15 protein-coding genes are annotated in these 18,606 nt (G+C 64.7%); 9 read left to right on the top strand and 6 right to left on the bottom strand.

The features are described from left to right. The first annotated feature begins 6 nt into the window (after nucleotides 1-6). The 8 genes from benC (at nucleotide 7) to FQ664_RS16205 (ending at nucleotide 8,943) form a co-directional block, all read left to right on the top strand. A complete protein-coding gene (gene benC, locus FQ664_RS16245) occupies nucleotides 7-1,017 on the top strand; it encodes a benzoate 1,2-dioxygenase electron transfer component BenC (protein WP_144173285.1) in 1,011 nt (336 codons plus the stop codon). A gap of 145 nt (nucleotides 1,018-1,162) precedes the next feature. Then, nucleotides 1,163-1,924, top strand: coding sequence for a 1,6-dihydroxycyclohexa-2,4-diene-1-carboxylate dehydrogenase (locus FQ664_RS16240; protein WP_144173283.1), 762 nt, complete (start codon nucleotides 1,163-1,165; stop codon nucleotides 1,922-1,924). A gap of 57 nt (nucleotides 1,925-1,981) precedes the next feature. Then, complete coding sequence (locus tag FQ664_RS16235) at nucleotides 1,982-3,310, top strand: MFS transporter (protein ID WP_144173282.1); 1,329 nt, start codon at nucleotides 1,982-1,984, stop codon at nucleotides 3,308-3,310. A 30-nt stretch (nucleotides 3,311-3,340) separates the two neighbouring features. After that, nucleotides 3,341-4,255, top strand: coding sequence for a catechol 1,2-dioxygenase (gene catA / locus FQ664_RS16230; protein ID WP_144173280.1), 915 nt, complete (start codon nucleotides 3,341-3,343; stop codon nucleotides 4,253-4,255). Nucleotides 4,256-4,414: 159 nt separating this feature from the next. Further along, nucleotides 4,415-5,614 carry a benzoate/H(+) symporter BenE family transporter gene (locus tag FQ664_RS16220; RefSeq protein ID WP_144173276.1) on the top strand — a complete coding sequence of 400 codons (1,200 nt, stop codon included), beginning with the start codon at nucleotides 4,415-4,417 and terminating at the stop codon, nucleotides 5,612-5,614. A gap of 54 nt (nucleotides 5,615-5,668) precedes the next feature. Beyond that, complete coding sequence (locus FQ664_RS16215; RefSeq protein ID WP_144173275.1) at nucleotides 5,669-6,919, top strand: OprD family porin; 1,251 nt, start codon at nucleotides 5,669-5,671, stop codon at nucleotides 6,917-6,919. A 251-nt stretch (nucleotides 6,920-7,170) separates the two neighbouring features. Next, nucleotides 7,171-8,247, top strand: coding sequence for a metal-dependent hydrolase (locus FQ664_RS16210; RefSeq protein ID WP_144173273.1), 1,077 nt, complete (start codon nucleotides 7,171-7,173; stop codon nucleotides 8,245-8,247). A gap of 3 nt (nucleotides 8,248-8,250) precedes the next feature. Beyond that, nucleotides 8,251-8,943: a TraX family protein gene (locus tag FQ664_RS16205; protein ID WP_144173271.1), complete on the top strand. Its 693-nt coding sequence runs from the start codon at nucleotides 8,251-8,253 to the stop codon at nucleotides 8,941-8,943. Nucleotides 8,944-9,075: 132 nt separating this feature from the next. Here FQ664_RS16205 and FQ664_RS16200 read toward each other — a convergent pair whose 3' ends face one another. The 3 genes from FQ664_RS16200 to FQ664_RS16190 all read right to left on the bottom strand — a co-directional run bounded on the left by FQ664_RS16200 (nucleotide 9,076) and on the right by FQ664_RS16190 (nucleotide 12,900). Next, on the bottom strand, nucleotides 9,076-10,086 hold the full coding sequence (locus FQ664_RS16200) for an aldo/keto reductase (protein WP_144173269.1): 1,011 nt from the start codon (nucleotides 10,084-10,086) through the stop codon (nucleotides 9,076-9,078). Nucleotides 10,087-10,157: 71 nt separating this feature from the next. Then, on the bottom strand, nucleotides 10,158-11,678 hold the full coding sequence (locus FQ664_RS16195) for an FAD-dependent oxidoreductase (RefSeq protein ID WP_144173267.1): 1,521 nt from the start codon (nucleotides 11,676-11,678) through the stop codon (nucleotides 10,158-10,160). A gap of 310 nt (nucleotides 11,679-11,988) precedes the next feature. Further along, the gene (locus FQ664_RS16190) at nucleotides 11,989-12,900 is read right to left on the bottom strand and encodes a LysR substrate-binding domain-containing protein (RefSeq protein WP_144173265.1); all 912 of its coding nucleotides are present in this window, start codon (nucleotides 12,898-12,900) and stop codon (nucleotides 11,989-11,991) included. A gap of 205 nt (nucleotides 12,901-13,105) precedes the next feature. Between FQ664_RS16190 and FQ664_RS16185 the strand changes: the two genes are divergently transcribed. Then, on the top strand, nucleotides 13,106-14,023 hold the full coding sequence (locus FQ664_RS16185; protein WP_256675993.1) for an SMP-30/gluconolactonase/LRE family protein: 918 nt from the start codon (nucleotides 13,106-13,108) through the stop codon (nucleotides 14,021-14,023). On the opposite strand, the gene FQ664_RS16180 is transcribed toward FQ664_RS16185, so the two are convergent. The 3 genes from FQ664_RS16180 to FQ664_RS16170 all read right to left on the bottom strand — a co-directional run bounded on the left by FQ664_RS16180 (nucleotide 14,013) and on the right by FQ664_RS16170 (nucleotide 18,483). Then, nucleotides 14,013-14,963, bottom strand: a complete 951-nt coding sequence (locus FQ664_RS16180; protein WP_178091005.1) for a site-specific integrase — start codon at nucleotides 14,961-14,963, stop codon at nucleotides 14,013-14,015. The genes FQ664_RS16185 and FQ664_RS16180 overlap by 11 nt on opposite strands. 133 nt (nucleotides 14,964-15,096) lie before the next feature. Beyond that, nucleotides 15,097-17,418, bottom strand: coding sequence for a putative bifunctional diguanylate cyclase/phosphodiesterase (locus tag FQ664_RS16175; protein WP_144173260.1), 2,322 nt, complete (start codon nucleotides 17,416-17,418; stop codon nucleotides 15,097-15,099). An 81-nt stretch (nucleotides 17,419-17,499) separates the two neighbouring features. Next, complete coding sequence (locus tag FQ664_RS16170; protein ID WP_144173258.1) at nucleotides 17,500-18,483, bottom strand: SCO family protein; 984 nt, start codon at nucleotides 18,481-18,483, stop codon at nucleotides 17,500-17,502. Nucleotides 18,484-18,606 lie beyond the last annotated feature (123 nt).

Raw genomic sequence — 18,606 nt, 5'->3', positions numbered from 1 at the left:
TGCAACATGAGCTACCAGATCGCACTGAATTTCGAAGACGGGGTTACCCGCTTCATCGAAGCCAACGGCCATGAAACCGTGGCCGACGCCGCCTACCGCCAGGGCATCAACATCCCGCTGGACTGCCGCGACGGCGCCTGCGGTACCTGCAAGTGCAAGGCCGAGTCCGGCCGCTACGAGCTGGGCGACAACTTCATCGAAGACGCCCTGAGTGAAGACGAAATCGCCGAAGGCTACGTCCTGACCTGTCAGATGCGCGCCGAAAGCGACTGCGTCATCCGCATCCCGGCCTCGTCGCAGCTGTGCAAGACCGAACAGGCCAGTTTCGAGGCTGCCATCAGCGATGTCCGTCAGCTGTCGGCCAGTACCATTGCCTTGTCGATCAAGGGCGAGGCCCTCAGCCGCCTGGCTTTCCTGCCGGGGCAGTATGTCAACCTCAAGGTACCGGGCAGCGAGCAGAGCCGCGCCTATTCGTTCAGCTCGCTGCAGAAGGACGGCGAAGTCAGTTTCCTGATCCGCAACGTGCCGGGTGGGCTGATGAGCAGCTTCCTGACCAACCTGGCCAAGGCCGGCGACAGCATGACCCTGGCCGGGCCGCTGGGCAGCTTCTACCTGCGGCCGATCCAGCGCCCGCTGCTGCTGCTGGCCGGTGGTACTGGCCTGGCGCCGTTCACGGCGATGCTGGAGAAGATCGCCGAGCAGGGTAGCGAGCACCCGCTGCACCTGATCTACGGCGTGACCAACGACTTCGACCTGGTCGAACTCGACCGCCTGCAGGCGCTGGCGGCGCGCATCCCCAACTTCACCTTCAGCGCCTGCGTGGCCAACCCGGACAGCCAGTACCCGCAGAAGGGCTACGTGACCCAGCACATCGAGCCGCGCCACCTCAATGATGGCGATGTCGACCTGTACTTGTGCGGCCCGCCACCGATGGTCGAGGCGGTCAGTCAGTACGTGCGCGAGCAGGGCATTACCCCGGCCAATTTCTACTACGAGAAGTTCGCGGCGGCGGCCTGATTTCTTCATCCCGAACACAACACCGCCCCCTGTAGGAGCGGGTTCACCCGCGAAGAGGCCAGCCGACATAGCGGTATTGCCTGGGCGGACGCATTCGCGGGTAAACCCGCTCCTACAGAGACCGTGGGCACGCGGAGATTTGCGTATGAACAACCGATTTCAAGGCAAGGTCGCCCTGGTCACCGGTGCCGCCCAAGGCATCGGCCGTGGCGTGTGCTGGCGGCTCAAGGCCGAAGGCGCGCAGGTGGTTGCGGTAGACCGTTCCGAACTGGTCCACGAACTGGCCGGCGAGGGCATGCTCACGCTCACCGCCGACCTTGAACAACACGCCGACTGCGCCCGGGTCATGGCCAGCGCGGTAGACACCTTCGGCCGCCTCGACATTCTGGTCAACAACGTTGGCGGCACCATCTGGGCCAAGCCCTTCGAACACTACGAAGTGGACCAGATCGAAGCCGAGGTACGCCGCTCGTTGTTCCCCACCCTGTGGTGCTGCCACGCCGCACTGCCATACATGCTTGAACGCGGTAGCGGCGCCATCGTCAACGTTTCGTCGATCGCCACCCGGGGGGTAAACCGCGTGCCCTACGGCGCGGCCAAGGGCGGCGTCAATGCGCTGACCGCGTGCCTGGCGTTCGAAACCGCCGGCCGTGGCATCCGTGTCAACGCCACCGCCCCCGGCGGCACCGAAGCGCCACCGCGGCGCGTGCCGCGTAACAGTGCCGAGCAGAGCGAACAGGAAAAGCACTGGTATCAGCAGATCGTCGACCAGACCCTCGACAGCAGCCTGATGCACCGCTACGGCAGCATCGACGAGCAGGTGGGCGCGATTCTGTTCCTCGCTTCCGACGAAGCCTCGTACATCACCGGTGTGACCTTGCCGGTAGGGGGCGGCGACCTCGGCTGAGCGAATACCCCACGGCAAGAGCTTTCTTTCACAACAAAAACAAGAGCGACAGATGCCATGCGAACCCTTGACGTACACCCGATCATCGATAGCGCGCGCTTTACCCCGTTCCACTGGATGGTCATGGCCTGGTGCGGCCTGCTGCTGATCTTCGACGGCTATGACCTGTTCATCTACGGCGTGGTACTGCCGGTCATCATGAAAGAGTGGGGCCTGACCCCGTTGCAGGCTGGTGCGCTGGGCAGCTATGCGCTGTTCGGCATGATGTTCGGCGCCCTGGCATTCGGCAGCCTGGCCGACCGCATCGGGCGCAAGAAGGGCATCGCCATCTGTTTCGCCTTGTTCTCCGGGGCGACCATCCTCAACGGGTTTGCCAGCAGCCCGAGCGAGTTCGGCATCTACCGCTTCATTGCCGGCCTGGGCTGCGGCGGCCTGATGCCCAATGCCGTGGCGCTGATGAACGAGTACGCGCCCAAACGCCTGCGCAGCACGCTGGTAGCGATCATGTTCAGTGGCTACTCGCTGGGCGGCATGCTCTCGGCGGGTGTCGGCATCTTCATGCTGCCGCGTTTCGGCTGGGAGTCGATGTTCTTCGCCGCTGCGGTGCCATTGCTGCTGTTGCCGGTGATCCTCTACTACCTCCCGGAATCGATCGGTTTCCTGGTACGCCAGGGCCGTACCGACGAGGCCCGCAAGCTACTCAAGCGGCTGGACCCGAATTGCGACGTGCAGGCGGATGATGTGCTGCAGGCGGCCGATCGCAAAGGCAGCGGGGCGTCGGTGCTGGAACTGTTCCGCAACGGCCTGGCCATTCGCACCCTGGCGCTGTGGCTGGCGTTCTTCTGCTGCCTGCTGATGGTCTATGCGCTGAGTTCGTGGTTGCCGAAGCTGATGGCCAACGCCGGCTACAGCCTGGGTTCGAGCCTGTCGTTCCTGCTGGCGCTGAACTTCGGCGGCATGGCCGGGGCGATTCTCGGTGGCTGGCTGGGCGATCGCTACAACCTGGTCAAGGTCAAGGTGGCGTTCTTCATAGCCGCCGCGCTGTCGATCAGCCTGCTCGGCGTCAACAGCCCGACGCCGGTGCTGTACCTGCTGATCTTCATTGCCGGCGCCACCACCATCGGCACGCAGATCCTGCTGTATGCCGGCGCCGCCCAGCTGTACGGGCTGTCGGTGCGCTCCACCGGGCTGGGCTGGGCCTCGGGCATCGGCCGCAACGGCGCCATCGTCGGCCCGCTGCTGGGTGGTGCACTGATGGGCATCAACCTGCCCCTGCAACTCAATTTCATTGCCTTCGCCATCCCCGGCGCAATTGCCGCGTTGGCCATGGCCGTGCACCTGGCCAGCGGCCGTCGGCATGCCCAGGCCATCGCGGCGCAGGCGTAACTCCAGAACAACAAGATGAGGTAACCCACCATGACCGTAAAAATTTCCCACACTGCCGAGGTACAGCAGTTCTTCGAAGAGGCCGCAGGCTTCGGCAACGATGCCGGCAGCCCACGCCTGAAGCGCATTGTGCAGCGCGTGCTGCAGGACACTGCGCGGCTGATCGAAGAGCTGGAAATCAGCGAGGACGAGTTCTGGCATGCCGTCGACTACCTCAACCGCCTGGGCGGCCGCGGCGAGGCCGGGCTGCTGGTGGCGGGGCTGGGCATCGAGCACTTCCTCGACCTGCTGCAGGATGCCAAGGACCAGCAGGCCGGCCTTGTCGGCGGTACTCCACGCACCATCGAAGGCCCGCTGTACGTGGCCGGTGCGCCCATCGCTGAAGGTGAAGTGCGCATGGACGACGGCAGCGAGGAGGGCCAGGCCACGCTGATGTACCTGGAGGGCCAGGTACTTGACCCGCAAGGCCGGCCGCTGCCGGGGGCCACGGTTGACCTGTGGCATGCCAATACCCGTGGCACCTATTCGTTCTTCGACCAGAGCCAGTCCGAGTACAACCTGCGCCGGCGCATCATTACCGATGCCGAGGGGCGCTACCGCGCGCGCTCCATCGTGCCGTCGGGCTATGGCTGCGACCCGCAGGGGCCGACCCAGGAATGCCTGGACCTGCTGGGCCGCCATGGCCAGCGCCCGGCGCATGTGCACTTCTTCATCTCGGCACCGGGGCACCGGCATCTGACCACGCAGATCAACCTGGCCGGGGACAAGTACCTGTGGGATGACTTTGCCTATGCCACGCGGGACGGGCTGGTGGGCGAGGTGGTGTTCGTCGAAGGGCCGGATGGGCGGCATGCCGAGCTGAAGTTCGACTTCCAGTTGCAGCAGGCCCAAGGCGGTGCCGATGAGCAGCGCAGCGGGCGGCCGCGGGCTTTGCAGGAGGCCTGATCCACCGAGTTGGCTGCTTCGCGGGCTTGCCCGCTCCCATAGGCACGGCGCAAATGCTGGAACCTGTGCAGTCCCTGTGGGAGCGGGTTCACCCGCGAAGAAGCCGACACCAAACAAGAGCCAGCCACAAAGGCCGGCCGCTGCCTTGCGAGAAGCTTCATGAAAACTCTGATCAAGGACTGCTCTCTATCGGCCATTGTCGCCGGCTGCATCGCCACGATGATTTCCTACGCAGGTCCCTTGGTGATCATCTTCCACGCTGCCGAGGCCGCTGGCCTGTCTCATCAGCAACTGTCCTCATGGGTCTGGGCAGTGTCCATGGGCAGCGCCGTGCTCGGTGCGCTGCTCAGCGTGCGCTACCGGGTGCCGGTGGTGATCGCCTGGTCGATCCCCGGTTCGGCGCTGCTGGTCACCGCCTTGCCGCAACTGGGCCTGGAGCAGGCCGTGGGGGCGTACCTGGTGGCCAACCTGGTCCTGCTGCTGATCGGCATCAGCGGGGCTTTCGACCACATCATCGCGCGCCTGCCGGGCTCCATCGCCGCCGGCATGCAGGCCGGCATCCTGTTCAGCTTTGGCGTTGAAGTGTTTCGCGCCTTGCCGGTGCAACCGCTGCTGGTGCTGGCAATGTTCGTCACCTACGTGCTGATGCGCCGGGTGCAGCCGCGCTACGCCGTGGCGGCGGTACTGTGCGTGGGCGCGGTAGTGACCCTGGCCAGCGGGGCGTTTCGCAGCGAGGCATTGGTGCTGGCGCTGGCGTCGCCGCAGTGGGTCACCCCGCAGTTCAGCCTGGCAGCGGTTTTCAGCCTGGCACTGCCGCTGGTGCTGGTGGCCCTGACCGGTCAATTCATGCCGGGCATGGCAGTACTGCGCAACGCCGGCTACCTCACGCCGGCCAGCCCGATCATCAGTGCCAGTGCCCTGGCCGGTGCCGCGCTGGCGCCGTTCGGTTGCCACGGGCTGAACCTGGCGGCGGTCACCGCCAGCCTCTGCACCGGCCATGAAGCCCATGAGAACCCTGGGCGGCGCTATGTCGCGGCGCTGGCTGGCAGCGCGCTGTACCTGCTGCTGGGCATCGCCGGGGCCACGCTGATGTCGCTGTTCGCGGCGTTTCCCGCCGCGCTGATCGCCGCCCTGGCCGGGCTGGCCCTGTATGGCGCGATCAGCGAAGCCCTGGCCCGCAGCCTGGCGGAACCGGCCGAGCGCGATGCCGGGTTGTTCAGCTTCCTGGTCACCGCCTCGGGGGTGGCCTTCCTGGGCCTGTCGGCGGCGTTCTGGGGCTTGTTGTTCGGCCTGCTGGCCCATGCGCTGCTCAGGCTGCGCCAGCCACGTGCGCGGGAGGTGCTGCGCCGTAGCCCATGAACCGCTGTGTTTTCAACGCTTTACCCATAAAAACAAGATCAAGAGAGCTTCGGAATGAACCACACCCCTTGCGTCGCCCTGGGCCTGACTTTGCTCAGCCAACCGTTGCTGGCCGCCGAAGGCGGCTTCTTCGAAGATTCGAAGGCCACCCTGAATGCCCGTAACTACTACTTCAGCCGCGATTTCTCCGACATTGTCGGGGCCAACCGGCAATCCAGGGCCGAGGAGTGGGCCCAGGGCTTCATCCTCGACTTCAAGTCGGGCTACACCCCGGGCACGGTCGGCTTTGGTGTTGACGCCCTGGGCCTGTTGGGCATCAAGCTCGACAGCAGCCCCGACCGCACCAATACCGGGTTGCTGCCGGTGCACGGCGACGGCCGTGCTGCCGACGAATACAGCCGCCTGGCGCCCACTTTCAAGGCCCGCTTGTCGAACACCGAATTGCGCGTCGGCGAACTGCAACCCAACCTGCCGGTGCTGACCTTCAGCGACATCCGCCTGCTGCCACCGACTTATCAAGGCGCCAGCCTGAGTTCTGCGGAAATCGACGGCCTGACCGTGCAGGCCGGGCACCTGAAGAGTACCCACCTGCGCAACGAAGGCGGGGACGGCAAGATGAACGCCATGCTCGGCCATGTGCCGATGCGCCAGGTAGAAAGCGATGCCTTCAACTACCTGGGCGGGGACTATGCGTTCAATGCCAAGCAGAGCAGTGTCAGCCTGTGGTACGGGCAGTTGGAGGACATCTACGAACAGGGCTTTGTCGGCCTCAAGCACAGCAAGCCCTTAGGCAACTGGGTGCTCAGCGCCAACCTGGGGTATTTCACCGCCCGCGAGGATGGCGATGCGTTGCTCGGCCACATCGACAACCAGGCGTTCTTCTCGATGTTTACCGCCCGGCATGGCGGGCACAGCTTTCATGCCGGCTACCAGGGCATTTATGGCGACAGCCCGTTCCCACGGGTTTTCGCCAACATCTCGCCGCTGGGAAACGAAGTGCCCACCTATGAGTTCGCCTATACCGACGAACGCTCGTACCAGGTGCGCTACGATTATAACTTCGCGGCGATGGGCGTGCCGGGGCTGACCGCGACCGTGCGCTACATAACAGGTAACAATGTCGACACCGGGCTGGGTTATGAAGGACGTGACCGCGAGCGTGACCTGGACATTGGCTACGCGGTGCAGAGCGGGGTGCTGAAGGGGCTGGGGATCCGGGTGCGCAATGCCATGGCCCGTTCCAACTACCGTAGCGACATCGACGAGAACCGTTTGACGCTGGTTTACACCTGGCAGTTGTTCTAAATCGCCCATAGAGGCATGTGCAAACCCGCTGGGAGCAACGGTCTCATGCTGCCTGCACTGGCCTCATCGCCGGCAAGCCAGCTCCCACCTCGACCGCGTTGAGCCCAAGCCATGCGCTATCCCTGTGGGCGCTGGCTTGCCGGCGATGAGGCCAGTGCAGGCAGCCCGATACAGATGCTCCCACAAGAGGAATTGCGCATTGGGCCCGGATGAAGTTAGCTTCCGGAAACCACCCTTTCAGGAATGCCCCCTTGGACTCCATCACCCAAGCCGTTCTCGGCGCCGCCCTGCAAGGCACCGTGCTCGGCCGTATCCAGGGCCGCCGCTCGCTGCTATATGGCGCCGCGCTGGGTACGCTTCCCGACCTGGACGTGATCATCCGCTACGCCGACCCGGTGTCGCAGATGACCTACCACCGCGGCTTTTCTCATTCCCTGTTCGTGCTCACGGGGCTGGCGTTGCTGCTGGCCTGGCTGGTCAACAAGTGCTGGCCAGGCAAAGGCTATACCTTGCCCAGGCTGTTCCTGGCGTTCTGGCTGGTGCTGGTCACCCACCCGTTGCTCGACGCCTTCACGGTCTACGGCACGCAGTTGTTCTGGCCCTTGCAAACCACCCCGGAAAGCTGGGCTGCGGTGTTCATCATCGACCCGGTCTACACCGTACCGCTGCTGGCGGCGGTGGTCTATGCAACCATCAAAGGGCTGACGAACAGGGCTACGCAGTTACTGACCTTGGCCTTGGTGTTCAGCGCAGCCTACCTGGGGTTCGGCCTGGCCGGACGCATGGCGGCCGAGCAGCGTTTCCAGGCTGCCCTCGACCAGCAAGGTATCGCCGTCAGCCAGGTACGTGCCGTGCCGATCGCCTTCAACAGCCTGGTCTGGCGGGTGCTGGCCAAGACCCCGGATGGCGATTACTACGAAGGCATCAGCAGCGGGTTTGACCAGCAGGCGCCAGAAATGCAGCGTTTGCCGCGTAACGTTGAACTGGCCCAAGCACTGGCCAACGACCCGCTGCACCAGCGCTTGCGCTGGTTTACCGATGACTGGTTGCGTTATGACCAGATCGGCGATGCGCTGGTGGTCACCGATCTGCGCATGGGCATCCCAGGGAACTACACGTTCCGCTTCAACATGGCCCACCGTGACAGCCAGGGGCAGTGGATTGCCGATGTGCCTACGATGTGGAAGGGCGCGGGGCCCGGGTCGGTGTTCAATGGCGACGACCTGGTGCTGATCTGGCGAAGGATCGTCGAGCAGCAGCCACCTTTGCCGCTGGCTGCCTGGACCGATCGTTACCTGGGGCCCAGCACAGTCGAGCGCGGGCGCTGAGGCATGCGTTCGGCCGGGCTGGACCTGGTCAAGTGGACGGCGATGCTGACCATGGTCGCCGACCACCTGCGCTTTCTGTGGCCGAATGTCGATGGCCTGTTCGTGCTTGGCCGGTTGGCGTTTCCGCTGTTTTGCCTGGCAATTGCGGTGAATGTGGGGCGCGCCAGGGCAGACGCGCTGTATACCCGCGGCAACCTGCGTTATCTGGGGCTGATGCTGGTGTTCGCGGTGCTGTCGGAGCCTGCGTATCGTTGGCTGGACAGTCGCTCGCCAACATTTAGCGTGATGCCGACCCTGGTGTTGGGGTTGGTGGTGGCCTGGGGTGTGCATCACCCCTTGATATCGGCGCGAGTGCTTGGCATTGCTGGCCTGCTTGCAGGGTGGCTATTCAGTGAGCGGTTGATGTACGGGTTGCCGGGGGTGTTGCTACCGGGTGCCTGGCTAATGGCGCGCAGGCAGGGCGGGGTTGCCTGGCTGCTGCCTTGCCTGTTGGCCATGGGTGGGAATTTGACCAATAGCTGGTTGCGCGAGCACCTGTTGGCACCGGTTACCGTGTTGGCACTGGTTGCTGCAGCCTTGGCGATTGCGGTCGGATTACTGTTGCTGCGTCATGATGATTGGCGGGTGCCAGCAGTGGGGCGTTGGGGTTACCTGTTCTATCCGCTGCATCTGCTGGTCATCAAAGGCTTGTCCTGAGCCAGGAATTGGGGCCGCGTTGCGGCCCTTCGCGGGCTCGCCTGCTCCCACAGAGGCCCGGCTAATTCAATCAGTGATGTGCAGTTCCATACGAGCGGGTTTACCCGCGAAGAAGCCGGAGCAGGAGGGTGATCAGCTGCGGGCCAACCGCCCAGTCACGTAATGCGCCACATCATTGAACCCCGGCGTCGACGCATGCCCCGGCGTAACCAGCGAATCAATGAACGCTTCATCCTCCGCCGTGATCTTCACCGCCAGCGCACCGCCATAGGTATCCCACTGTTCTTCCGTGCGCGGCCCGACAATCGCCGAACTGACCAGCCGGTTGTTCAGCACCCAGGCAATCGCGAACTCGACGATACCCACGCCCTTGGCCTCGACATAGGCCTGGATCTGCCGGGCGGTGGCCAGCGACTCCTGGCGCCACTCCACCTCCATGATGCGTTTGTCCTGGCGCCCGGCGCGGCTGCCGGCATCCGGTGCCGACCCCGGCGCATACTTGCCGCTGAGCACGCCCCGCGCGAGCGGGCTGTACGGCACCACGCCCAGGCCATGGGCAGCCGCAGCGGTAAGCTGCTCCGGCTCGGCCTGGCGGTTGACGATGTTGTACAGCGGTTGGCTCACCACCGGCCTGGGCACGCCCAGGCGCTCGGCAATGTGGCAGGCCTCGGCGATGCGCCAGCCACGGAAGTTGGATACGCCCCAGTAGCGGATCTTGCCCTGGCGCAGCAGGTCGCCGATGGCCTGCACGCTCTCTTCCAGCGGTACCTTGTGGTCCTCGCGGTGCAGGTAGTAGATATCCAGATAGTCCATGTCCATGCGCGTCAGCGTGGCATCGAGGGCGTTGAAGATGTGCTTGCGCGATAGCCCGCTGCGGTTGGGCAGGCCATCGGCCGGGCCGAAGCCGACCTTGCTGGCCACGATCCAGTCCTGGCGATGGCGGGCCACCGCTTCACCGACGATTTCCTCCGCGCGCCCCGCGTTGTACACGTCAGCGGTGTCGATGAAGTTGATGCCCTGGTCCCAGGCCTTGTCGATGATGCGCAGGGCGTCCTCGGTGCTGGTCTGCTCGCCGAACATCATGCTGCCCAGGGTCAGGGCGGAAACCTGCAGGCCACTGTGGCCGAGGGGGCGGTAGATCATGCGCGTGGGTCCTTTTGCAATCGGCTGATCTACCTGTTTTACACACAACCGGGGCGCAATGAAAGGCGCCCTCAACCGATCAGCGCCAAGGCCTCCTGCAGGCTCAATGGGCGCTTCAGGCGTTGCGACAGTGTCGCCATGGCATCGGAATAGCCCTTGGCGATGACCGCCTCGACCCGCTCATCCACGCATTGCAAGGCAATGAAGTCGCCTTTTTCCGGCTCGCCGACAAACTCGATACGGTTCCAGTCCCGCGCGTGGCCCAGTACTTCGTAGGTGCGGCCGTGCTGGTAGGTCCAGAAGAACGGTACGTCGGCGTAGCGGCGCTGCTCGCCGAGCATGTTGGCGGCGGCGATCACCCCATGCTGCTGGGCCAGGCGCCAGTGTTCGATACGCACCGGCCGCCCGGTGAGCGGGAAGGTGGCGATATCCCCGGCGGCCCATAGGCCATCTGCAGCGCGCATTTCAGCGTCGACTTGCACCGACTTGTCCTCGGTCAGCAGCACCCCCTGGATGAAAGCGGTCGCCGGTTCGACCCCGGTGCCCAGCAGCACCAATGGCGTCAGTAGCCGCTCACCGTTGGCCAGCAACACGGCCTCCACCTTGCCTTGGCCCTCGATCCGTTCGACCTCGGTGGGGCCGTGGAAGGTGACCCCCTTGCGTTCATGCAACTCGCGGATGCTACGGCCGATGCGCTCGCCCAGCTGCCGGGCCAGGGGGACTTCGTGGCGGGTGACCAGATGCACCTGCACACCGTACTTGCGCAAGGCCGAGGCGGCTTCCAGGCCGATGAAGCCGTCGCCGACGATCACCGCCGGCTGGCCGGGCTCGGCAGCGTCCAGCAGGTGCGTGGCATCGTCCCGTGAGCGCAAGGTAAATACCCCGGGCAGATCGACGCCGGGGATATCGGGTCGCAGCGCCTTGCCGCCGCTGGCCAGCAGGCAGGCGTCATAGTCGATCTGCTGGCCGTCGGCCAGGGTAATCTGGCGTTTCTGGGTGTTCAGGGTGCGCACCTTGCCATGCTTGCGCTCCAGGTGGCCCTTGCGCAGGGCGTCGGCGTCGAGCAGGGCGGGCACTTCATCGGGTGGCATCTGCCCGGCGATCACGAATTTGCTGAGGGAAGTACGATCATAGGCTGGCTGGCGCTCCTGATCGACCCAGACCAGGCGGCCGGCAAAGCCATGGGCCAGCAGGGTGGCGACTGCGGCACTGCCGGCGGCACCGGCGCCGACCACTACGAAACAGCGGGCATCGCTGTGACGGGGCGGCTCGGTTCTGGGCAGGGGTTGATCGTCGACCCAGACCTCGTCGCCTTTGACCCAGGTTCTGTAACGGCGCAGGTCGGCCAGCGCCGGCGGCTCGCAGACCGCGCCCTCGTCCACGGCGAACGCAGCCTTGTGCCAGGGGCAGACCAGCAGACCGCCGCAGACCATGCCTTCATTCAATGGCGCGCCTTCATGAGGGCAGTTGCCCTGGTAGGCGTGCACCTGGTCGCCCTGGCGGATGAGGATGAGCTCTTCGCTGCCGGCCTGGACGCGCAGGGGGCGGTGTTCGTCGAGTTGGGCCAGACGGGCCACGGCGTACTGGGTCATGGGGGTTCTCCAAGGGGCCTTTGGAACCATTTGACGCCTGGCTCGGGGAGGGGATGCGTTGAGCTGACGATCGGTGGCGACGGGTAGCTTTTGTGTTGCCTGGGCTGGCCTCTTCGCGGGTGAACCTGCTCCCACAGGTTTGCCGCTGTCCTTGAAACCTGCGCTTTACCCGCGAATGGACACTCATTGAATTGGCAGGGCCTCTGTGGGAGCGCACCGCTTGCGAACTCGGTTCTCTGCGCGCCAGCGCAGCCCAAAGGGCTGGGTGATCTCCCACAGAATCATGTGGTGCTGTTCTTGAATGGTGCTCCTAATGCCCGGCGATGCCCGGGTTTTCAAACATGGCAATGAAGTTGGCCAGTGCCGGGGAAGCATTCCGGGCATTCCATTTCATGTACAAACCCAGGCCTGGGGCGGGCTGGCCGTCGATTGGCAGGATTGGTCGGAACTGCACGCGCTCGCGCGCAATGGAGCCGATGAACGAGGCCGGTACCAGGGCTACGCCAAAACCACAGGCCACCAGGCCGAGCAGGGTGTGGAGCTGTGCCGCCTCCTGCACCACCCTGGGATAGAAACCCGCCGCCTCGCATAGCGCCGTCAACTGCGCGTGGTAGCCGCCGCCCAAGGCTTGCGGGGTGAAGACGAAATCCTCATCGGCGAACTCGCGCAGGTCTACCGCGCCCTCTCGTGCTTTCGCATGGCAGGCGGGCAGGGCCATGACGATCCGTTCGTCAAGCAGCAGCCGTGACTCCAGGGTCCCGGCCGGCAACGGCAACCTGCGCATGAAGCCGATATCCGCCTCACCGGCCAGCAGAGCCTTGGCCTGCGAGGCCGATGGCATCTCGCGGATGGTCAGCTGTACGTTTGGGTACGCCTCGCGAAAGCGGCGCAAGGTAGTGAGCAGCGACTCGTAATAAGCGATGGAAATGGCCGTGATGTGCAGTTTGCCGCTGATGCCGGCGGATACATTGCGCGCATACTCGATACCCTGTTCCAGCTCGGCCAGCGTGCGGTAGGCGGTACCGAGGAAGGCCGTGCCCGCCGCCGTCAGCCGCACCCCGCGCTTGTTGCGCAGGAACAGGCTGAAACCGAGTTTGTCCTCGAGGCGACCGATCGCCTGACTCAGCGGCGGTTGTGCCATGTGCAGGCGCTCGGCGGCCTTGTGGAAGTGCAGCTCCTCGGCCACGGCAATGAACTGCCGGAGCAAACGTGTCTCGATCATCCTGCGGTCCTCCGGCCCGTTGACCCAGCGGTGATATCCATGAGATATCAAAATCACATGCTTTTAATATTAAGTCATTGATTTTTTTATTGTTATCGTAAAAAGGAGAATCGAAGGTAGCCAGTTAATGCCCGTCACAGACCCTTTCCACGACAATGTCGCGGTATTCACCGATGCCGCACAGGGCCTGGGACTGGCCTGTTCCATGACGCTGGCGGAGATGGGCGAGCTTCGCAACCGCCTCAAGGCATGCCACTACGTGCCAGTCAACGTCGCCAGCACCCGCGCCGACCTGGGCGAAAGCCTGGTCTGGGACGAATGCAGCGGCGCGTTGTACTTCGTCGATATCTCTGGCGGGCGCATCAACCGCCTGACGCCCGATGGCGAAGTCGAGTGCCTGTATGAATCCGCGGCACGCATCGGCGCGCTGGCGTTGACCGACCAGGGCAACCTGATTTTCACCGAGGATGCCAGCGTGGCCATCTTCGACGTGTCGCGGCGCAAAGTGCGCCAGCATTCGCTGTCGGTGCACCCGCGGTCGACCTACCGTTTCAACGACGGCGCCTGCGACCCGCAGGGCCGATTCGTCACCGGGCTGATGGACGATGCCCTGAGTGGCAACACCGGGGCGCTGTTCCGCTTCGACAGGCAATTGAGCGACCAGGTGATCCACGACGACATGGCGTTGCCCACCGGCCTGGCCTGGTCGCAGGACGGCCACACGGTGTACTTCGTCGATTCGGCAGCGCGCTCGATCTACTGCGCCAGGTACCTGGCCGAAGGCCGCCTGGGCGCGGTTACTCTGTTTGCCGAAACCCCCGCCGAACTGGGGCGGCCGGACGGCCTTGCGCTGGACCGCGAAGGCGGCCTGTGGGTGTGCCAGTACCATGGCAGTTGCCTGCTGCGCTATGACCGCCACGGCCACCTGACCGACCAGGTGCTGATGCCAGTGCCGTGCCCCACCAGTTGCTGCTTCGGCGGGGCGGGGATGAATACCTTGTACATCAGTACTGCGCGTTTTGGCATGAGCGCCGAAGACCTGCACCATTACCCCGACGCTGGCGACCTGTATGCCATCAGCCCGGAAATTGGCGGCATCGCCCGGCACAGTTTCAAGGAATAAGCTTTTGAGCCTGGCTGGCCGGTAGCACGGCCAGTTCGCCAAAGCGCTGCGCGGCGTCGATGTAGCGTAATGCCGACTTGGCGTCTTTCCAGCCCACGTAGCTCATCAGCGACTTCAACTCCCACCCGTTGGCCGTGGCCCAGGTGGCGAAGCCACGGCGCAGCGAGTGGCCGGTGTACAGCGCCGCCGGTACCCCGGCGCGTTCCAGCATGCGCCGCAGCAGACCGACCAGGCTATTGCTGTTGAGCGCGGCGTCGCTGAGGTTGCCCCAGCGGTCGAGCTTGCGGAACACCGGCCCATGGGCGATGCCGGCGACTTCCAGCCATTGCAGGTAGGCCGTGACCGGGCACAAGGCCTTGAGGGCCGGGGTGCGGTGTTGTACGCCCAGGGCTTCGCGGTCGCCCTTGCTGCGCGGCAGGAACAGGGTAATGCCGACACCGGCTTCGGCCTGGATGTGCTCGACGCGCAGGCGGGCCAGTTCATCACCACGAAAGCCGCGCCAGAAGCCCAGCAACAGCAAGGCAGCGTCGCGCCGCGCCCGGCGCAAGGCGGCCAGGTCGTGGTGTTCCCGGGCCTGGCGGGCTTCTTCTTCAAAACATTCCACAGCGCTTTGCAGGTGCTGCAGCAACAGCGGCGCGGCCTGCCTGGGCGGTGTCGGGTGCAGGGTGCGGATGCCACGTAGCACCTGGCGCACCAACGGGGCCTTGGTCGGGTCGGGGAAACCTTGGGCGACGTGCCATTGACTGAGCGCGGCCAGGCGCTGGCGCAGGGTGCTTACGGCATGCTGGGCTGCGTGATCGGCCAGGTAGCGGGCGATGCTCTCGGCCGTGGCCGGGAGAAAGCCGCCCCAGTGGGTTTCGAAATGCTCGATGGCGGCCTGGTAGCTGCGCCGGGTGTTGTCACGGGTAGCGGCGCGGAGGTAGCGCTCGATGTCGGTCATGGTGCGGGGGTCGATGGGTAATGGGCACACGATAAACCGAAATGGGTTGGCTGTCGTGGGTGGGGCTGGGGGATTTCGCGATGGGCCTGGCTTGAGATCGGTGGGGTTGCTGACATCGAGCGCACCATCCCCTTCAAGACAGTACTTCTTCAACACCATTGAACGCCGGAGATTCACACAGTTGCGCCAGCGACAGCGGCCGGCTGAAGTGGTAGCCCTGGGCGATATCGCAGCCGGCAAGCTTCAGGCATACCACCTGTTCGCGGGTTTCCACGCCCTCGGCCACCACCTCCAGGCCCAGGCGTTTGGCAAGGATGATGGTGGAGGACACGATCGGGCTGTCGTCGTGGCTGTTGGACAGCGGCGCAATCAGCGAGCGGTCGATCTTCAGCTTGCTCAGCGGCAGTGAGTGCAGGTGGGCGAAGCCGGCGTAGCCGCGGCCGAAGTCGTCCAGGCTGATGCCCAGCCCGGCGTTGCGCAGGGTGAGAAGGTGCGCCACCGCCGTGCCTTCGGGGTCGAGAATGGTGGTTTCGGTGATTTCCAGCTCCAACCGCTGCGGGGCGATCCGGTACCGCTGCAGTTTGCTCAATAGCCGCGCAGCGAAGTCCGCCTGACGTAGCTGCAGGGCGGATACATTGACCGCCAGCCGCTTCTCGCGACCTTGGGCGTCCCAACCCGACAAGGCTTCGCAGGCCAGGCGCAACACCTCCCAGCCCAGCTCGACAATGAAGCCGCTGCGCTCGGCGAGGTCAATGAAACGGTCCGGGTAGAGCAGGCCGAACTCGGGGTGGTCCCAACGCACCAGCGCTTCGTAGCCCAGCACCTGCTGGGTGTCGAGGCGAATCTGTGGCTGGTAGTGCAGCACGAACTGGCGCTCGGCCAGAGCGCTGCCGAAGGCCTGTTCGAGGGTGAAGGCCTGGATGTCGGCCAGGTTAAGCGACGGGTCGAAGAAACGGTACTGGGCGCGCCCGGCCTGCTTGGCCGAGTACATCGCGGCATCGGCACTGCGGATCAGGCTGTCGATGTCCTGGCCATCGCGCGGGCAGATGCTCACGCCGACGCTGGGGCTGGTGTTGACCTCCTGGTCGTCCAGGGCGTAAGTGGCCGACAGCTTCTGTACCAGTTCGCGGACCCAGGCATTGATCTGTTCCTCGCTGCGCTCGCCGGCCAGCAGCACCACGAACTCGTCGCCACCAAAGCGCGAAGCCTCGTCACCGGGCTCCAGCAGGCGCTGGATACGCCCGGCCACGGCCTGCAGCAGCAGGTCGCCGATCTTGTGCCCGAGCGAGTCGTTGATCGACTTGAAGCGGTCCATGTCGATGAACAGGATCGCCATCAGCCGGCGCTTGCCGCGTTGCCGGGTCAACGTCTGGCCGGCCACCTCGACGAACTGGCGGCGGTTGTGCAGGCCGCTGAGATGGTCGGTGGCCGCGGCGTGGCTGCTGCGCCGGTGTTCGTCCTCCAGGCGGCCGATCAACTGCTGGTTGACCTGCTGGGCATGCTCCAGCGCGCTGAAGGCCTCCTGGCGCTTGCGCAACAGGCGCAAGGTCCACAGCAGGCTGGCGAGGATCATCAGGGTCATGCTCAGGTTCAGCCAGAACTGCCGGGAATATGCCAGCGTCGAGGGCGCGAGGATTTCTTCCTGGCGCTGGCTGACCACCACGCTGAAACCCCGTTCGGGCAGGCGCCGGTACATGCTCTGGTACGGGTCACGGGCCGCGTACTGGGTCAGCATGCCCGTTTCACTGCCGCTGTTCGGCAGCTCGGGCTGCAGCGCGTTGGCGGCCACCACCACGCCGCTGCTATCGATGCGCAAGCGCTCCAGGCCGTCATCCTGCAGCAGGCGCACCAGCCCGCTGCTGCCCAGGTCGATGTGCTGTAACAGCACCGCCAGGTAGCCGATGTCCAGCTGCACTACCAGGATATTGTCGATTTCGCGGCCGGGCAGGTTGGTCAGCGGCAGCAGGAAGGGCAGCCGCCAGTTGGGCAGGCTGGCCGGTTGGCCGGGGGCCTGCACGCTGGGCAGGAACGGTTTGAAACCGTAGCGGGCAACGTGCCGTTGCAGCTGGCGTAACCAGTCTTCGGGCAGCTCGGCGGCCTCGCCGGCATGGCTGGCCGACAACAGCCGGCCTTGCCGGTCGTACAGGCTCATGCGCTTGAATACCGGGTCTTCGGCAAGCATCCGCGCCAGGCTGACGCTGCCCTGGCGCAACACTTTCATGTCGTCCTGGGTGACCCGGCCTACGGCCTGGGCGCGATCTACCAGCTGGCGTAGGCTTTCGCCGACGATACTGGCCAGGTTCAGGTGCTCGGCGGCCTTGGCCGACAGCGCGTCCTGGCGGGCGGCGGCCTTCTGCGAAACATGCAGCCCCCAGAGAAAGGCCAGGGTGGCTGCACAGAGCATCAGGATCAGCAGCTGCAGAAGGCTGGCGGATGAAAGCGAACGGCGAATCACTGCTGATAGTTCCCGACCCTGGGTGATTGTCGGAAAATACGACAGTAAGATGACAGTCTAATGACTAATGGCCATTTGCCGCTAAGGATTTCCCTTATCTGCCAGGGGTGTCTGAAGGCGCGCGGTTTCTTCCTCCATGTAGCTCATCAGTGCGCTGATTTCGGCGTCGCCCAGGCGCATGTTGGGCATGGCCAGGCGGTTGTATTGTTCATAAAGCAGCAGGGCCAGGGGGTCTTTCTGCGCCAGCATCTGGTCGGGCTCCTTCAGCCAGCGGGTCAGCCAGTTGGCGTCACGCTGGCGAGTCACGCCCAGCAGGTCGGGGCCGATGCCGGGTTGCCCTGGCTCGGCGTTGCCAAGGGTATGGCAGGACGAGCAGCGAGTGCGGAAGAGCTGCTCGCCACTGCTGGGGGCGCGTACCTTGGGAGCCTGGGCGTAGTCATTGGCCATGGCGCTGGCCTGTTTCCAGTTGTGCAGGCTGTTGCCCAGGCGGTCGGCGAGGATATACGGGCTTTCGAAAGGCGAGGTCTTCATCCAGCGGCCGGTGGCCTGGTTGCCGATGATCAGGCTCAGGTTGTGGTCCTTGGAGCGGCCGTTTTCCAGGCCTTCGATGTACAGGCCCAGGCTGCGGCGCAGTTGTTCGATATCGGCCGGCTCACCAGTGAGCAACGTCCAGCCGGGGCCGATGCCGAACTTTTCGGCGTAGCGCTTGAGGGTGGTGGGGGTGTCGTTGTAGGGGTCGATGCTGATGGAATAGAGGAAGATGTCCTTGCCGACCCGGTCACCGAGGATTTTCTGCACCTGGCGCAGCCGGGCGGTTTCCACCGGGCAGGAGTCGGAGCAGCCGGTAAAGATGAAGTTGATGGCGACGACCTTGTCCTTGATCAGGTCGTCGAAAAAATGCACTTTTTCACCGTCCTGGGTGAGCAGGGGGATGTTGGGAAAGTAGTCGCCGCCCCAAGGGGTGGCAGCTTCCTCGGCCACGGGTTGTTGCGGTTGCAGCGGCCAGAACGGGATGCTGGCGGCGAACAGCGAGAGCACCAGCAGGAAACGCCATGAGCCGGGCATGATGCGGTCCTCGTCGATGACGGTATTGGGGCTGCCATGCAGCCAGCCTGCTCCTGCAGGGGGGCAATGCGGTCGAGGTGGGAGCTGGCTTGTCGGCGATGGGCCGCATGGCGGCCCCCGCTT

This window comes from Pseudomonas persica (genome assembly GCF_900291015.1).
Classification (GTDB): domain Bacteria; phylum Pseudomonadota; class Gammaproteobacteria; order Pseudomonadales; family Pseudomonadaceae; genus Aquipseudomonas.
Note: the sequence above shows the minus strand (reverse complement) of the source record. Positions and strands in the feature narration are given on the sequence as shown.

What these genes read in the sequence shown, in the direction of transcription:
- FQ664_RS16180 (WP_178091005.1), bottom strand. Translation starts at nt 14,963, where the DNA reads ATGACCGACATCGAGCGCTACCTCCGCGCCGCTACCCGTGACAACACC.
- FQ664_RS16220 (WP_144173276.1), top strand. Translation starts at nt 4,415, where the DNA reads ATGAAAACTCTGATCAAGGACTGCTCTCTATCGGCCATTGTCGCCGGC.
- FQ664_RS16190 (WP_144173265.1), bottom strand. Translation starts at nt 12,900, where the DNA reads ATGATCGAGACACGTTTGCTCCGGCAGTTCATTGCCGTGGCCGAGGAG.
- catA (WP_144173280.1), top strand. Translation starts at nt 3,341, where the DNA reads ATGACCGTAAAAATTTCCCACACTGCCGAGGTACAGCAGTTCTTCGAA.
- FQ664_RS16200 (WP_144173269.1), bottom strand. Translation starts at nt 10,086, where the DNA reads ATGATCTACCGCCCCCTCGGCCACAGTGGCCTGCAGGTTTCCGCCCTG.
- benC (WP_144173285.1), top strand. Translation starts at nt 7, where the DNA reads ATGAGCTACCAGATCGCACTGAATTTCGAAGACGGGGTTACCCGCTTC.
- FQ664_RS16170 (WP_144173258.1), bottom strand. Translation starts at nt 18,483, where the DNA reads ATGCCCGGCTCATGGCGTTTCCTGCTGGTGCTCTCGCTGTTCGCCGCC.
- FQ664_RS16205 (WP_144173271.1), top strand. Translation starts at nt 8,251, where the DNA reads ATGCGTTCGGCCGGGCTGGACCTGGTCAAGTGGACGGCGATGCTGACC.
- FQ664_RS16235 (WP_144173282.1), top strand. Translation starts at nt 1,982, where the DNA reads ATGCGAACCCTTGACGTACACCCGATCATCGATAGCGCGCGCTTTACC.
- FQ664_RS16195 (WP_144173267.1), bottom strand. Translation starts at nt 11,678, where the DNA reads ATGACCCAGTACGCCGTGGCCCGTCTGGCCCAACTCGACGAACACCGC.
- FQ664_RS16240 (WP_144173283.1), top strand. Translation starts at nt 1,163, where the DNA reads ATGAACAACCGATTTCAAGGCAAGGTCGCCCTGGTCACCGGTGCCGCC.
- FQ664_RS16215 (WP_144173275.1), top strand. Translation starts at nt 5,669, where the DNA reads ATGAACCACACCCCTTGCGTCGCCCTGGGCCTGACTTTGCTCAGCCAA.
- FQ664_RS16185 (WP_256675993.1), top strand. Translation starts at nt 13,106, where the DNA reads ATGACGCTGGCGGAGATGGGCGAGCTTCGCAACCGCCTCAAGGCATGC.